The 14,796-nt window shown below is 70.1% G+C and carries 12 protein-coding genes; 7 read left to right on the top strand and 5 right to left on the bottom strand.

The window, feature by feature from the left end; all coding sequences use genetic code 11:
• Positions 1-41: 41 nt before the first annotated feature.
• The 3 genes from ACSGDB_RS09815 to ACSGDB_RS09805 all read left to right on the top strand — a co-directional run bounded on the left by ACSGDB_RS09815 (position 42) and on the right by ACSGDB_RS09805 (position 3,381).
• Positions 42-1,130, top strand: a complete 1,089-nt coding sequence (locus tag ACSGDB_RS09815) for a TerC family protein (RefSeq protein ID WP_434994441.1) — start codon at positions 42-44, stop codon at positions 1,128-1,130.
• Between the two features lie 95 nt (positions 1,131-1,225).
• Positions 1,226-1,690 carry a hypothetical protein gene (locus ACSGDB_RS09810; protein ID WP_434994439.1) on the top strand — a complete coding sequence of 155 codons (465 nt, stop codon included), beginning with the start codon at positions 1,226-1,228 and terminating at the stop codon, positions 1,688-1,690.
• Positions 1,687-3,381 carry a DUF5671 domain-containing protein gene (locus ACSGDB_RS09805; protein ID WP_434994438.1) on the top strand — a complete coding sequence of 565 codons (1,695 nt, stop codon included), beginning with the start codon at positions 1,687-1,689 and terminating at the stop codon, positions 3,379-3,381. The genes ACSGDB_RS09810 and ACSGDB_RS09805 overlap by 4 nt, the downstream gene beginning before the upstream one ends.
• A gap of 66 nt (positions 3,382-3,447) precedes the next feature.
• Here the strand turns inward: ACSGDB_RS09805 and ACSGDB_RS09800 are convergent, their stop codons facing one another.
• From ACSGDB_RS09800 to ACSGDB_RS09780, 5 genes are all read right to left on the bottom strand, one after another.
• The gene (locus ACSGDB_RS09800; RefSeq protein WP_434994488.1) at positions 3,448-4,734 is read right to left on the bottom strand and encodes an alpha/beta fold hydrolase; all 1,287 of its coding nucleotides are present in this window, start codon (positions 4,732-4,734) and stop codon (positions 3,448-3,450) included.
• A gap of 80 nt (positions 4,735-4,814) precedes the next feature.
• Positions 4,815-5,291 (bottom strand): GNAT family N-acetyltransferase, encoded by a 477-nt coding sequence (locus tag ACSGDB_RS09795; protein ID WP_434994437.1) that lies wholly within the window; start codon positions 5,289-5,291, stop codon positions 4,815-4,817.
• A 56-nt stretch (positions 5,292-5,347) separates the two neighbouring features.
• Positions 5,348-7,891: a DEAD/DEAH box helicase gene (locus ACSGDB_RS09790; RefSeq protein ID WP_434994436.1), complete on the bottom strand. Its 2,544-nt coding sequence runs from the start codon at positions 7,889-7,891 to the stop codon at positions 5,348-5,350.
• Positions 7,892-7,946: 55 nt separating this feature from the next.
• Positions 7,947-8,591 (bottom strand): MBL fold metallo-hydrolase, encoded by a 645-nt coding sequence (locus tag ACSGDB_RS09785; protein ID WP_434994435.1) that lies wholly within the window; start codon positions 8,589-8,591, stop codon positions 7,947-7,949.
• A gap of 155 nt (positions 8,592-8,746) precedes the next feature.
• Positions 8,747-9,781: an NAD(P)-dependent alcohol dehydrogenase gene (locus ACSGDB_RS09780; RefSeq protein ID WP_434994434.1), complete on the bottom strand. Its 1,035-nt coding sequence runs from the start codon at positions 9,779-9,781 to the stop codon at positions 8,747-8,749.
• A gap of 237 nt (positions 9,782-10,018) precedes the next feature.
• Here ACSGDB_RS09780 and ACSGDB_RS09775 point away from each other — a divergent pair, with 237 nt between their 5' ends.
• From ACSGDB_RS09775 to ACSGDB_RS09760, 4 genes are all read left to right on the top strand, one after another.
• Positions 10,019-10,396, top strand: a complete 378-nt coding sequence (locus ACSGDB_RS09775; protein ID WP_434994432.1) for a GntR family transcriptional regulator — start codon at positions 10,019-10,021, stop codon at positions 10,394-10,396.
• A gap of 85 nt (positions 10,397-10,481) precedes the next feature.
• Positions 10,482-13,394: an excinuclease ABC subunit UvrA gene (uvrA, locus tag ACSGDB_RS09770; protein ID WP_434994431.1), complete on the top strand. Its 2,913-nt coding sequence runs from the start codon at positions 10,482-10,484 to the stop codon at positions 13,392-13,394.
• A 69-nt stretch (positions 13,395-13,463) separates the two neighbouring features.
• Positions 13,464-14,138: an HAD hydrolase-like protein gene (locus ACSGDB_RS09765; protein WP_434994430.1), complete on the top strand. Its 675-nt coding sequence runs from the start codon at positions 13,464-13,466 to the stop codon at positions 14,136-14,138.
• Positions 14,125-14,793: a lysophospholipid acyltransferase family protein gene (locus ACSGDB_RS09760; protein WP_434994429.1), complete on the top strand. Its 669-nt coding sequence runs from the start codon at positions 14,125-14,127 to the stop codon at positions 14,791-14,793. The genes ACSGDB_RS09765 and ACSGDB_RS09760 overlap by 14 nt, the downstream gene beginning before the upstream one ends.
• The last annotated feature ends 3 nt before the right edge of the window (positions 14,794-14,796 follow it).

The raw sequence follows: 14,796 nt of genomic DNA, 5'->3' as shown, positions 1-14,796 counted from the left end.
GAGAGACCCACGGCGATCCCAGCACTCCCGGAAGGTACTTCATGCCCGCATTGCCCGTAGCGTTCGAGGTCGGCACGTTCATCGTGCTCGGCCTGATCCTGCTGTTCGATCTGCTGCTCGTGGTCAAGCGGCCGCACGAACCATCGATGAAGGAAGCGGGACTCTGGGTCGCGTTCTACGTGGGCCTCGCGCTGGTGTTCGCGGCCCTGATGTTCGTCTTCACCGGGCCCGAGTACGGCGGCCAGTTCGTGGCCGGCTGGATCACGGAATACAGCCTCAGCATCGACAACCTCTTCGTGTTCATCATCATCATGGCGCGCTTCTCGGTGCCCCGGAAGTACCAGCAGGAAGTGCTCATGGTGGGCATCATCATCGCCCTGGTGCTGCGCGGGATCTTCATCGCCCTCGGAGCCGCAGTGATCGAGAACTTCAGCTGGGTCTTCTTCATCTTCGGCGCCTTCCTCCTCTACACCGCCTACAAGCAGGCGACGGATTCGGGTGAGGACGAGGAGGAGGCCGGCGACAACAAGCTCATCGCGAAGCTCCGCTCGGTCCTCCCGATGTCGGATTCGTACGACGGCAACAAGATCCGCACCGTGGTCGACGGCAAGAAGGTCTTCACGCCGATGCTCATCGTCTTCGTGACGATCGGCTTGACCGATCTGCTCTTCGCCGTCGACTCCATCCCGGCGATCTTCGGCCTGACGCAGAGTGCGTTCATCGTCTTCACGGCGAACATCTTCGCGCTCATGGGCCTGCGCCAGCTCTACTTCCTGCTCGGCGGGCTGATGACGCGCCTCATCTACCTCAAGCATGCGCTCTCCGTGATCCTCGCGTTCATCGGCATCAAGCTCATCCTGCACGCGATGCACGTCAACGAACTGCCCTTCATCAACGGTGGCCAGCACATCGAGTGGGCGCCCGAGATCCCGACGTTCGTGTCGCTGGCCGTGATCGTGGCGACCATCGTCGTCGCCGTGATCGCCAGCCTCATCCGCTCCCGGGTCACGGGTGCCGCCGCGGGCGACACCACGGAGGACACGGGAACCGGGTCCGCGGACGCTCCCGCGGTGGACGAGGGACTCGCCCGGGCGGCCGACGAAGCCGACGTGAAGGGACCGCGCCGCTAGTCCGACCGCGCGGCGATCGGCCGACCGGCAGATCGCCGCGCAACTGGGACCGAGAGACCCACGCCCGCCGTCGTCGCATGCGCCATACTGTGCGCATGCATGCCGAGCGGAAACAGATCGACCGTCTTCTGCTCGTCATCGTGGCCGGAATCGCCGTGCTGGTGATCGTCGCCGTGGCGGTGGTCTTCACCCGCGGGGAGCCCGACGCACTGGACGGGTCGACGCCGGCGGGAGTCGTCCAGCGGTACAGCACCGCCGTCCTGGACGGTGACACCGCTGCGGCCACCGCCTACCTGACGGAGTCGGCCCGGAGCGAGTGCCGAGCCGTCCTCGGGGACCCTCCGTCCCCCGCCCGCGTCGTACTGATCTCCACGGACGAACGGGAGGACTCGGCGCTGGTGCGGGTCTCGGTGGTCTCCTCCGACCAGGGGGGCCCGTTCGGCCCCTCGGAGTACGAGATGGAGGACCGCTTCTCCCTGCAGAAGATGGACGGCCAGTGGAGGATCGACCAGGCCCCCTATCAGCTCCTGGTCTGCACCGGGAAGCCGGTGGGTCCATGAGCCGGCCCTCACCATCGACCGCCGTCACGGCAACCTCGGGGCAACTCGTCCTCCGGCACTTGATCCTGTACGGCCTGCTGTTCGCGCTGGTGGTGATCACCGCCGTCGGGCTCAGCGGGCTGCTGGACCGCCTGCTCAGCATGGACGCCGTCCTGGAGTCCGCCGGTGTGGCCGAGCTGGCCCGCTCGCTCGCCTTCACGCTGATCGGCGGTCCGCTCGCCGCCCTCCTGTGGTGGGTGGTCTGGAGGCGGCTCGACGAGAGGACGGAGCGGAGCTCCGACGCGTGGGGACTGTACCTGTCCGCGGTCTATGCCGTGTCCCTGATCGTGGCCGTGACCGCGCTCCTCGCCACGGCGGCGTCCCTGATCGGCACCTTCCAGGCCCGGTGGTCGTCCTCCCTGGCGACCGGCCTGGTCTGGCTCCTGGTCTGGGCGTGGCACCGCTGGATGTGGCGGCATCCGACGAAGTCCCCGACCGGGCTCGACGACGTCCCCACGGTGATCGGATCGGTCTACGGGCTGGTGCTGGGCAGCATCTTCGCCATCACGGCCCTCGGCGGCCTGCTCGACGTCGCGCTCCGCGGGTACACCGGCCTGGTCCCGGAGGCAGGGTCGTGGTGGCAGCCCGTGCTCCGGGCCCTGGTCTGGGCGGTCGGCGGAGCCCTGGTCTGGTGGTGGCACTGGTACCCGGGCGGGGGACGCCGGCTGCACACGCCCCTGGCGAACATCGCACTTGTCGGGGTGGGCATCTTCGCCGCCGGCCTGGTGGCGCTCGGGGCGGCGGGAATCGTACTCTTCGTCCTCCTGAGGACGGCGTTCGACCGCACCGACCCGATGCGCGAGCTGCTGGCACCCCTGGGGACGGCCGTGGCCGCCGCGGCGATCGGCACCCTGGTCTGGCGGTATCACCGGGTGGTTGCCGACAGTTCCTCCATCGAAACGCGCCGCGCGGGCGTCCTCGTGACCTCCGGGGTCGCCCTGGCGGCGGCGGCGTCGGGCATCGGCGTGATCATCAATGCGACCCTGGCGATCGCCGTCTCCCCGCTCGCCGGCAGCGGATCGCGGACGCTCCTGCTCGCCGGCCTCAGTTCCCTCGCGGTGGGAGGCCCGGTCTGGTGGCAGTCCTGGAAACCGGCCAGCCCGCCCCGGGACGCCGCCTCCATCCCCCCGGGCCGGCGCATCTACCTCGTCGTCTTCTTCGGGATCAGCGCGGTGGTGGCCCTCATCGCGCTGCTGGTCATCGGGTACAGGCTCTTCGAGTTCGTCCTGGGTGACGTGTCGGGCGGCAGCGTCGTGGACCGGATCCGGGGACCGTTCGGGCTGCTGGTCGCCGCGGCCCTCGTCGCGGGCTACCACTTCTCGCTGTGGCAGCGCGAACGGGTGCTCCTGGCGGCCGCCGCCCGGGACAGGACGCCCGCCGTCGCGCAGGTCACGCTGGTGGCCGGCCCTGCGTACGACGGGCTGTCGCGCTCCGTGGCGCAGGCGACGGGCGCCAGGGTCACGTCCTGGCGAAGGGCCGACACCGGCGCGGACGAGGCGGAGGGGATTCCCCCGGACGACGTGGCCCGGCGCGTGGCAGAGGCGCTGGCGGGGGTCACGGCCCGGCATGTGCTGGTCGTGCTCGGGCCCGCGGCCGGCGGGGACCTCGGGATCGACGTCATTCCCCTCGACGAGGGCGCCGGCCGATCCTAGGGGGTACCCCGCTCCCGGGGGATCCGGCGGGGGACCGCCACGGCGGAGCGTGCGCGACGCCGCGGACTACGCCGTCGGCCCCGCTGTTGCCCGGCGGGTCATCGCGAGCAGCCGCTCGAAGATCGCCTCGCCGTCGTCGGCGATGCCGTCGTGGTGGAACTCGTCCGTCTCCCACACCTGCAGGTTCCGCACCGACGACGCCGTCGCCAGCGACAGGTCCCTGTCCACGTAGATGTCGGAGCGGTACACGGCCGCCGCGGCCGGGACGGTGTTCGTCGCGAGGACATCCGCGTCGTACAGCGGCCCCCAGTCCGTCTTCCCCGCGAGGATGTCGGCGACGGCGCGCAGCGGGCGGAGCGCCGGGTCCTCCTCGAAGTACCAGGGGTAGACCATCTCGCCGGTGAGCAGGACCTCGCCGGCGTCGTCCCTGAACTGCGGGTACTCCTCGAGGACGCGGGCGGCGGACCACGACGCGGCGGCCCCCTGGCAGTAGATCGATTCGTGCAGCAGCGCGTACAGCGGCTGCGAGGCCCGGCTGACGACGGCGTGGACCTGCTCGAGGAACGACGCCGAGAGCCGGGGGCCGGCCGCCGTCGTCGTGAACGCGTCCTCCAGCAGGTAGTGGAGGGCGTGGACGCGCGTGTTGCCGCCGAGGAAGGAGCCGATCATCTGGAAGCGCCGCACCGTGAGCCGCTCACCGCTCGGCAGGAACTCCTCCACGCGGTCCAGATGGCGCGCGATCCGCGTGACGCGGTCGCGATCCTCCGGGTACCACCGGAAGTACTCGGCGTTGCGTGCCTCGACGCGCGCGAACGTCGCCCGGTACACCTCGTCGGGCGAGCCCGCCAGGGGCGCCAGGCCGCCGGTGATCAGGGCCCGCTCGATGCCCTCCGGCGCGTGGGAGAGGTAGGTGAGGGTGCAGAACCCGCCATAGCTCTGACCGAAGACCGTCCAGGGCCGGCTGCCCAGGTGGCGGCGGACGAGCTCGGCGTCGGCGACGATCGAGTCGGCACGGAAATGCGTGAGGTAGTCCGCCTGCGCCTCCGGGGTGCGCAGGGTGGCGAGCGTCGCGGCATCCGCCGGCGTCGAGAGCCCGGTGCCGCGCTGGTCCAGCATGAGGATCCGGAAGTCGCGGGCCGCGGCCTTCATCCAGCCCGAGAGCTGGGTGGTGCGCACGCCCCGGCCGCCCGGACCGCCCTGCAGGAACAGGAGCCAGGGCAGCCGGGCCGCGGCGTCCTCGGCGTGCTCGCTGGAGGAGTACTCGCGGGCGAACACCTCGATCCGGGGGGAGTCCGGGTCCGCGTGGTCGAGCGGGACCCGGAACACGTGGCCGGTGGCGCGCAGGCCGCGCATCACGGCGGTCGGACCCACGACGTGGTCGGCGGTGTGCTCGACGGTGTGCTCCGGGAGGTCGCGCCGGGCGGCCGGCGCGCTCACAGGGCGGCGACCTCGGCGAGCGCGTCGCCCGTCAGCCGGAACGTGCTCCACTCGGACTGCGCGGCGGCGCCGAGGCTCTCGTAGAAGCGGATGGACGGCTCGTTCCAGTTGAGCACCGACCACTCGACGCGCGCATAGCCGCGCTCGGTGGCGATGCGGGCGAGATTCGCCAGGAGCGCCCTGCCGTGGCCCGCTCCGCGAGCCTCGGGCCGCACGTAGAGGTCCTCGAGGTAGATGCCGTTGACGCCCTCCCAGGTGGAGTAGTTGAGGAACCAGAGCGCGAACCCCTGGACCTCGCCCCGGTCCTCCGCCACATGGGCGTAGATGGTGGGCCGCTCCCCGAACAGGGCCGCGTCGAGCGACGTGGCGGTGTTCCGGACGGCGTCCGGCTCCCGCTCGTAGAGGGCGAGGTCGTGGATGAGCTGGAGGATGACCGGAACGTCCGCCGGCCGTGCTTCCCGAATGCTAGTCATTCCTCCAGCCTAGCCAAGGCTGGGGGGCCGGGGCGTCCGGGCCGGCGAGCACCGCGTCAGGCGGCCGCCGGGCCCCCGACGCCGAGGATCCTCACCACCGGGCTGCCGGCCTCGTCCGACGCCGCGAGGTCGATCTCGGCGTTGATGCCCCAGTCGTTGTTGCCCTCCGGGTCCTTCAGGATCTGCCGCACCTTCCACGCGGTGGGCGTCTTCGTGATGAGCAGCAGGTTCGGGCCGCGCGCGTCGGGGCCGTCGTCGATGTCCTCGTAGTCCCCGAAGTAGCCGTCCAGGGCCTCCGCCCAGCGCTCGGCGGTCCACCCGGAATCGGCGTCGAGCGCTCCGAGCGCCGCGTCCTGCTCGTCGGCGAAGAGTTTGACCCGCTGGAACATCTCGTTGCGGACCATCACGCGGAAGGCCCGCTCGTTGGACGTGACGGAGGGCGGCTCGTCCGGCAGGTCGACGGCGTCCGTCGCGGCGGCCGGGGCGAGGCCGGCGGCCAGCTGCGTCCATTCGTCGAGCAGGCTGCTGTCCACCTGGCGGACCAGTTCGCCGAGCCATTCGAGGATGTCGCTGAGGTCCTCGCGCAGCGCCTCGACGGGCACGGTGTGGCGGAGCGCCTTGTAGCAGTCGGCGAGGTAGCGCAGGAGGATCCCCTCGGACCGGGTGAGGGAGTAGAACGCGACGTACTCGCCGAAGCTCATGGCCCGCTCGTACATGTCCCGCACCACGGACTTGGGGGCCAGCTCGAAGTCGCCGAGCCACGGCGCGGACGCCCGGTACACGTCGAAGGCCTGCTGCAGCAGTTCTTCGAGGGGCTTCGGGTAGCTGACCTCCTCGAGGCGGGCCATCCGGGCGTCGTAGTCGATGCCCTCCGCCTTCATCGCGGCCACCGCCTCCCCGCGGGCCTTCTTCTCCTGCGCGTTGAGCACCTGGCGGGGCTTCTCGAGCGTGGCCTCGATGACCGAGACGACGTCGAGCGCGTAGCCCGGCGCCTCCGGGTCGAGCAGTTCCAGGCTCGCCATCGCGAAGGGGGAGAGCGGCTGGTTGAGGGCGAAGTTGGCCTGCAGGTGCACCTTGAGCCGCACCCGGCGGCCGTCCGGCTCGGGTTCGGGGAGCTTCTCGACGATGCCCGCCGTGACGAGCTCGCGGTAGATCCCGATGGCGCGCCGCATGAGCCGGAGCTGCGACGCGCGGGTCTCGTGGTTCTCCGTCAGGAGCCGCTTGGTGGCGGTGAAGGGGTCGCCGGGCCGTTCGAGGAGATTCAGGAGCATGGAGTGGCTGACGGAGAACGACGACGTCAGCGGGTCCGGGATGCTCTCCACGAGCCGCTCGTAGGTGGGCTTCCCCCAGGAGACGAAGCCCTGCTGGGGCTTCTTCCGCACCACCTGGCGCAGCTTCTTCTGGTCGTCGCCGAACTTGGACACCGCCTTCGCCATGGCCTTGGCGTTCTCGACGACGTGCTCGGGGGCCTGGACGACGACGGTGCCCGCGGTGTCGTAGCCCGCGCGGCCGGCGCGTCCGGAGATCTGGTGGAACTCCCGCGCGTTGAGCAGGCGCGTGCGGACGCCGTCGTACTTGCTGAGGGCGGTCAGGAGCACGGTGCGGATGGGCACGTTGATGCCCACGCCGAGGGTGTCGGTGCCGCAGATGACCTTGAGCAGGCCGGCCTGGGCGAGCTGCTCGACGAGGCGCCGGTACTTGGGCAGCATGCCGGCGTGGTGCACACCGATCCCGTGCCGCACGAGCCGGTTGAGGGTCTTCCCGAAGCCGGCGGAGAACCGGAAGGTCGCGATCAGTTCGGCGATGCGGTCCTTCTCCTCGCGCGTGCACACGTTGACGCTCATGAGGTTCTGCGCGCGCTCGATCGCCTCCGCCTGGCTGAAGTGCACCACGTAGACCGGGGCCTGCCGGGTGACCAGCAGCTCCTCGAGGGACTCCTGGACGGGCGTCTCGACGTAGTAGTAGTGGAGGGGGATGGGCCGCTCCACGGACGTGACGGTCGCCGTCGCGCGGCCGGTGCGTTCCGTGAGGTCCTTCTCGAAGCGCGTGACGTCACCGAGGGTGGCGGACATCAGGAGGAACTGGGCCTGCGGCAGCTCGAGCAGCGGAACCTGCCACGCCCAGCCGCGCTGCGGATCCGAGTAGAAGTGGAACTCGTCCATGACCACGGTGTCGACGTCCGCCTGGGCGCCTTCCCGCAGGGCCAGGTTGGCGAGGATCTCCGCTGTGCAGCAGATGATCGGTGCGTCCTGGTTCACGCCCGAGTCACCCGTGATCATGCCGACGTTCTCCGGGCCGAAGATGTCGCAGAGGGCGAAGAACTTCTCCGACACGAGCGCCTTGATCGGGGCCGTGTAGTAACTGGTGCGGCCCTCGGCGAAGGACTTCAGGTGGGCGGCGATCGCGACGAGGGACTTGCCGGACCCGGTGGGCGTGGCCAGGATGACGTTGCTGCCGGAGACGAGCTCCATGGCGGCCTCGTCCTGCGCCGGGTACAGGGTCAGGCCGCGGCCCGCCGCCCAGCCCGTGAAGGCCTCGTAGACCGCGTCCGCGGTGAGTCGGCCGTCGTCGTGCCGGGGGAGCTGCTCTTGGATTGTCATGATCCGTCCAGCCTACCGGTGCGCCTCGTGCGGAGCCCGGGTCCTGCCGGGCCTCCTACCAGCCCCGCTGCCTCCACTCCGCCAGAGATCCGCGCTCCGCCCCGAGCGTGGTGCCCCTGCCATGGCCCGGGTGCACCACGGTGTCGTCGGGCAGGTCGTCGAAGACCCGCGTCACGACGTCCTGGTACAGGGACGCGAAGCGGTCGGGGTCGCCCTGGGTGTTACCGAGGCCGCCGGGGAACAGGGAGTCACCGGTGAAGAGGTGCGCGGGCCCGGAGGGGTCGCGGTAGAGGAGCGCGACGGAGCCCGGCGTGTGGCCGCGGAGGTGGATCGCCTCCAGCTCGAAGCCCTCGAACGAGCCGACGTCGTGGTGTTTCAGCGGGACGTCCGTGGGCACCGCGATGTCCGCGACGTCGTCCTCCCCGGCCGCGGTGCGGGCCTTCGTCGCCTCCTTGACCTCGGCGAGCGCCCGCACGTGGTCCCAGTGCGAATGCGTGGTGACGATCAGCGCCACGCGGGCCTCGGCATCGGTGTCCTCCTGCGCGTCGGCGAGGAGCGCGAGGATGGCGGGGGCGTCGTCGGCGGCGTCGATCAGCACCTGGGCTCCGCTGGTCTTCGACGTGAGCAGGTACACGTTGTTGTCCATCTCGGACACGGAGATGCTGCGGATGGTCATTTCTGCGAGGTCGGCAAGCATCATGAGCCAAGCCTACGGCTCGCCTGCCAATGAACGGGCCCTTCACGAACGAGGGTGTGGCGCTGGCGTGAATCCGCTGATTCGATCAGGCTGTGGGCGGGCAGGACCGGGCACAGAGCGGATCCGATCCTGCCCGGCGCTCCTTCGCTCCTCCTGTTCTAAGGGACGATGACAGCACGCCCCCGTAGGTTCCCGGCGTGCAGCTTCTCGTAGGCTTCGGGTGCGTCGTCGAGGGTGAAGACCTCCGTTTCGACATGGACGGCGCCGGAGCGGGCAAGGTCGAGTACTTCGAACAGTTCAGACCTGAAGCCCCAATACGGGCTGCGGACGGTAGCCTCGTAGGGCTTGTCGAGCATCCCTACCGGTAGCGACCCCGATCCGACGCCTACCAGGACCTGGTCGCCTTCGGCACGGATCATCGCCTGCCCGAGGGTCATGGTGGGTTGGATTCCGACGAAGTCGAACACGGCGTGCGCTCCGAGGCCGTGAGTCAGGCTCTTCACCTCGCTGATGGCGTCGTCGTCGGACAGGAAGACATGCTGTGCGCCGACGTCTCTGGCCAGTTGCAGTTTGTCCTCGTTCACGTCCAGGGCCACGACGGTGGCGTTGGTCATGGCCCGCAGGATCTGGATACCGACGTGCCCAAGTCCTCCTGCGCCGATGACGACGGCAACCGAACCAGGTACCAGCTTCGGGAGTGAGGGTTTGATCGCGTGATAGGGGGTGAGCCCGGCATCGGTCAGGGACACATTCGCCACCGGGTCGAGGTCCCCCAGGGGTACCAGGTGGCGGGGATCATCGACGATCATGTACTCGGCCATGGCGCCTGGTGCTCCGAGCCCGGGAGGTGCGATACCGAGGCCGGCGGCGTGGGGGCAGTAGTTCTCCTTGCCCTGTGAGCACGTATAGCAGGTGCCGCACCCCCAGGGCCCGTACACCGCGACGGAGTCGCCGGGCTGCACGCCCACGACCCCGTCCCCGAGCTTGTCGACGATGCCGGCCCCCTCATGTCCGAGAGTCAGCGGCAGGCCGTACACGTACTGGTCTCCGGGCAAGCCCATGATGAACGCGTCCGAGTGGCACACCCCGGCGGCGGTGACCTTCAGCCGGACCTGGCCGGGCCCGGGCTCCGGGGTGTCGATCTCGACCACTTCGGGCGGCGCACCGATGGTGCGGTACTGCAAAGCCTTCATGCTGTGTACTCCTGATCCGCCGCCCGTAGGGGCAGCCTGGTTCCGACAACAGACATCACCGATTCTTCACCCACAACCCCCTCGGGCGATACAAGGAACGTGACCCGATCCGTCCGGTCCCGTTCGTCGGCCCGCTGCACGGCGTGCCGCTGATCTCGCTCCGTGCCCGCCCGCCGACGGTAGGGTTCACAGGGAAACCCCGGCAGTGGAGCGCGGGGGACCGACGGAGGGCAGGACGTGGAGCAGACGATTCCCCGGTGGCTCAGGCTGGACGAGAAGAGCACCATGCCGCCGTTCGAGCAGATCAAGCAGGCCGTCCTCGCCGCCGCCCGCGCGGGCAAGGCTCCCGTCGGCACGCGCCTTCCCCCGGTGCGCGGCCTCGCCACCCATCTGGGGGTCGCCGCCAACACCGTGGCCCGCGCCTACCGCGAACTGGAGCAGGCCGGCGTCGTCGAGACCAGGGGCCGGGCCGGGACCGTCGTCGCCGCCGGCCGTGACGACGCCCGCCGGCGCGTGGCCGATGCCGCCGACGGGTTCGCCGCCGTCGTGCAGTCGGCCGGTGTGCCGGAGACCGAAGCGGTGGCCATCCTGAGGGCCGCATTGCGCCGAGCGTGAACGGCACCGGCGGTAGCTCAGCACCGGCGCGGATCCGGGAGTATTCGAATATGCTTTCGAACGCCTTTTCTCCTACAGTTGTCTGGTGTCTATTGCAAACTCTCTCGAGCAGCACGCCCACAACCCGGAGCCTGCTCCCCAGGACCTGTCCCGCCTGATCGTCAAGGGGGCGCGCGAGCACAACCTGCGGAACGTCGACCTCGACCTGCCGCGCGACGCCATGATCGTCTTCACGGGTCTCTCCGGGTCGGGCAAGTCCTCGCTCGCCTTCGACACCATCTTCGCCGAGGGGCAGCGCCGCTACGTCGAATCGCTGTCCGCCTACGCCCGGCAGTTCCTCGGCCAGGTGGACAAGCCGGACGTCGACTTCATCGAGGGCCTCTCGCCCGCGGTCTCGATCGACCAGAAGTCCACCAGCAAGAACCCCCGCTCCACCGTGGGCACGATCACCGAGATCTACGACTACATGCGGCTCCTGTGGGCGCGTGTGGGCCGCCCGCACTGCCCGGTCTGCGGCGAGCCGGTGGCCAAGCAGACCCCCCAGCAGATCGTGGACCAGCTCCTCGAACTCGAGGAGGGGACGCGCTTCCAGGTCCTCGCCCCCGTGGTCCGGGCGCGCAAGGGGGAGTTCGTCGACCTCTTCCAGGAGCTCACGGCCAAGGGCTACTCACGCGCCCGGGTGGACGGCAAGCTCATCCAGCTCAGCGACCCGCCCAAGCTGGGCAAGCAGTACAAGCACACCATCGAGGTCATCATCGACCGCCTCGTGGTGAAGAGCGGCATCCAGCAGCGCCTCACGGACTCCGTGGAGACGGCCCTCAAGCTCGCCGACGGCCGCGTCCTCGCCGAATTCGTGGACCTCCCCGAGGACGACGCCAAGCGCCTGCACGCCTTCTCCGAACACCTCGCCTGCCCCAACGAGCACCCACTCGCCATCGACGAGGTGGAGCCGCGCTCCTTCTCGTTCAACAACCCGTTCGGGGCCTGCCCCGCCTGCACGGGCATCGGCACCAAGCTCGAGGTCGACGAGGAGCTCGTCGTCCCCAACCCGGACCTCAGCCTCGCCGAGGGCGCCATCGCGCCGTGGTCGCTCGGGACGGCGACCCTTGAGTACTGGACGCGGCTGCTCGAGGGCCTCGCCTCCGAGCTGAACTTCGACGTCACGACGCCCTGGCGCAAGCTGCCGGACCGCGCCCGGGAGGCCGCGCTGTACGGCAAGGACCACAAGGTCGTCGTGCAGTACCGGAACCGGTTCGGCCGGGAACGGAAGTACAGCACGGGCTTCGAGGGCGCCATCCAGTACATCCAGCGCAAGCACACGGAGACCGAGTCCGAGAACGCCCGGGACCGGTACGAGGAGTACATGCGGGAGATCCCGTGCCCCACATGCGGCGGCGCACGCCTGAACCCGGCCTCGCTCTCGGTGCTGATCAACGGCAGGAACATCGCCGAGGTCTCCGCGATGCCGATGCGCGACTGCGCCGATTTCCTGGACAACCTCGTCCTGACCGGCCGCGAGGCGCAGATCGCCAACCAGGTGCTGAAGGAGATCCAGGCGCGCCTGACGTTCCTCCTCGATGTCGGCCTCGAATACCTCAACCTCGAGCGGGCCTCGGGCACCCTGTCCGGCGGCGAGGCCCAGCGCATCCGCCTCGCCACGCAGATCGGCTCGGGCCTCGTAGGTGTGCTCTACGTGCTCGACGAGCCGTCCATCGGCCTGCACCAGCGGGACAACCGGCGGCTGATCGAGACCCTGACGCGGCTGCGGAACCTCGGTAACACCCTCATCGTCGTCGAGCACGACGAGGACACCATCGCCGAGGCCGACTGGATCGTGGACATCGGCCCGGGGGCGGGCGAGCACGGCGGCGAGGTGGTGCACTCCGGCCTCCTCGAGGACCTGCTCACCAACGAGAAGTCTCTGACCGGCGACTACCTCTCGGGACGCCGGAAGATCGAGATCCCGGCGAAGCGCCGCAAGATCGACCGCTCACGCCAGCTGAAGGTGGTGGGCGCCCGCGAGCACAACCTCACGAACGTGGACGCGACCATCCCGCTCGGCGTGCTGACCGCCGTCACCGGCGTCAGCGGCTCGGGGAAGTCGACCCTCGTCAACGACATCCTCTACAAGGTGCTCGCCAACAAGCTCAACGGCGCCAAGCAGGTGGCTGGACGGCACAAGCGGATCGACGGCCTGGAGCACCTCGACAAGGTCATCCACGTGGACCAGAGCCCCATCGGCCGCACCCCGCGCTCGAACCCGGCCACGTACACGGGCGTCTTCGACAACATCCGGAAACTGTTCGCCGAGACCACCGAGGCGAAGGTCCGGGGCTACCTGCCCGGACGGTTCTCCTTCAACGTCAAGGGCGGCCGCTGCGAGGCGTGCTCCGGCGACGGGACGCTGAAGATCGAGATGAACTTCCTGCCCGACGTCTACGTCCCCTGCGAGGTGTGCCACGGGGCGCGGTACAACCGCGAGACGCTCGAGGTCCACTACAAGGGCAAGACCATCGCCGACGTCCTGGACATGCCGATCGAGGAGGGGGCAGAGTTCTTCGCGGCCTTCAGCCCGATCGCCCGGCACCTCAACACCCTCGTGGAGGTGGGCCTCGGCTACGTCCGGCTCGGGCAGCCCGCCACCACGCTCTCCGGCGGCGAGGCGCAGCGCGTGAAGCTCGCCAGCGAACTGCAGAAGCGGTCCAACGGCCGCAGCATCTACGTGCTCGACGAGCCGACCACGGGCCTGCACTTCGAGGACATCCGCAAGCTCCTGCTGGTGCTGCAGGGCCTCGTGGACAAGGGCAACACCGTCATCACGATCGAGCACAACCTCGACGTCATCAAGAGCGCGGACTGGGTGATCGACCTGGGGCCGGACGGCGGTTCGGGCGGCGGGCAGATCATCGCGACGGGCACGCCGGAGCAGGTCTCGAAGAACGAGCGCAGCTACACGGGCGCCTTCCTGAAGGAGATCTTCGCCAAGGCCGCCGGGTAGCCCTCCCGCGGCGCCGGGGCCGGAGGGCAGGGCACTCCTGCCCTCCGGGTTCCGTGGCAGACTTGACCGGTGGCAATTACGCGTGCGCTGATCCTCTTCGACCTGGACGGAACGCTCGTCGACCCGGCAGGGACGATCACCGGAGGCATCGGCGCCGCCCTGGAGCACCACGGCTTCCCCGTCCCGCCCACCGAGGTCCTGCACGCGATGATCGGGCCGTCCCTCGTCCACTCCCTGACCGCGACCGCCGGGGTGCCCGCCGCCCGCGTCCCCGACGTCGTCGCCACCTATCGCGCCGGCTACCTGGCCACCGGCCTGTCCGCCAGCCGCCCCTACCCGGGCGTCGCCGGGTGCGTGCAGGCACTGCTCGACGACGGCGCGACCGTCGCGGTCGCCACCCAGAAACCCGAGTGGCTCGCCGAGGAGCTCCTCGCCGTGCAGGGGCTCCGGCACCTCTTCTCCTCCGTCCACGGCTCACCGCGGGACGAGGCGGCGACCTCCGGGGGCAAGACGCCCATCATCCGCGCCGCCCTCGAGCACCACGGGTACGACGCGGCGCCCGCCGGACGCGCGGTCATGGTGGGGGACCGCCACCACGACGTCGAGGGCGCGGCCGCGAACGGACTGGCCTGCATCGGCGTCGGCTGGGGGTTCGCCGCGCCGGGCGAGCTCGAGGCCGCGGGGGCCACCGCCGTCGTCGGGTCCGCGGACGCGCTGCTGGAGGTGCTCCGTGGGCATCTATGACCTGACCCGCAGCACCACGCGCGGGCTCATCGCCGGCCTGTGCCGCCCCACCGTCGAGGGGCTCGACAACGTGCCCGCGGACGGCCCGTTCATCGTCGCGCCGAACCACCTCTCCTTCCTCGACAGCGTGCTGGTGCAGGCCCTCATGCCCCGGCCGGTCGCGTTCTTCGCGAAGGCCGAGTACTTCACCGGGACCGGGGTGAAGGGCGCCCTCATGAGGGGCTTCTTCGAGGGCGTGGGGTCCATCCCCGTGGAACGCGGCCAGCAGGCCGCCAGTGTCCAGGCCCTCCGGACCCTCCTCGACCTCCTCGAGCAGGGCGACGGCGTCGGCATCTACCCGGAGGGGACCCGCTCGCGTGACGGGCGGCTCTACCGGGGGAGGACCGGCGTCGGCTGGCTGGCGCTGACCACCGGAGCGCCCGTGCTACCCGTCGGCCTGATCGGCACCGACGCGCTGCAGCCGGCGGGCGGGAAGGGCATCAGGCCCCAGCACTTCACGCTGCGCATCGGGGAGCCGCTCGTCTTCGCGAAGACCGGACCGGGGCACGCGCTCCCCGCCCGCCGGAGTGCCACCGACGCCATCATGGACGGCATCGGCGCCCTCACGGGCCAGGAGCGCGTGGCCTCCTACAACCAGAGCCCGCCCGCGGAGTAGCGG

The sequence above is a fragment of the Arthrobacter sp. Ld5 genome (genome assembly GCF_051172775.1).
GTDB lineage: Bacteria > Actinomycetota > Actinomycetes > Actinomycetales > Micrococcaceae > Arthrobacter_D.
The sequence above is the reverse complement of the archived record's forward strand: the minus strand, read 5'-3'. Positions and strand labels throughout refer to the sequence as shown.

Excerpts from the sequence above, each read along its gene's own strand:
- ACSGDB_RS09815 (WP_434994441.1), top strand. The coding sequence starts at position 42 with ATGCCCGCATTGCCCGTAGCGTTCGAGGTCGGCACGTTCATCGTGCTC.
- ACSGDB_RS09810 (WP_434994439.1), top strand. The coding sequence starts at position 1,226 with ATGCATGCCGAGCGGAAACAGATCGACCGTCTTCTGCTCGTCATCGTG.
- ACSGDB_RS09805 (WP_434994438.1), top strand. The coding sequence starts at position 1,687 with ATGAGCCGGCCCTCACCATCGACCGCCGTCACGGCAACCTCGGGGCAA.
- ACSGDB_RS09800 (WP_434994488.1), bottom strand. The coding sequence starts at position 4,734 with ATGCGCGGCCTGCGCGCCACCGGCCACGTGTTCCGGGTCCCGCTCGAC.
- ACSGDB_RS09795 (WP_434994437.1), bottom strand. The coding sequence starts at position 5,291 with ATGACTAGCATTCGGGAAGCACGGCCGGCGGACGTTCCGGTCATCCTC.
- ACSGDB_RS09790 (WP_434994436.1), bottom strand. The coding sequence starts at position 7,891 with ATGACAATCCAAGAGCAGCTCCCCCGGCACGACGACGGCCGACTCACC.
- ACSGDB_RS09785 (WP_434994435.1), bottom strand. The coding sequence starts at position 8,591 with ATGATGCTTGCCGACCTCGCAGAAATGACCATCCGCAGCATCTCCGTG.
- ACSGDB_RS09780 (WP_434994434.1), bottom strand. The coding sequence starts at position 9,781 with ATGAAGGCTTTGCAGTACCGCACCATCGGTGCGCCGCCCGAAGTGGTC.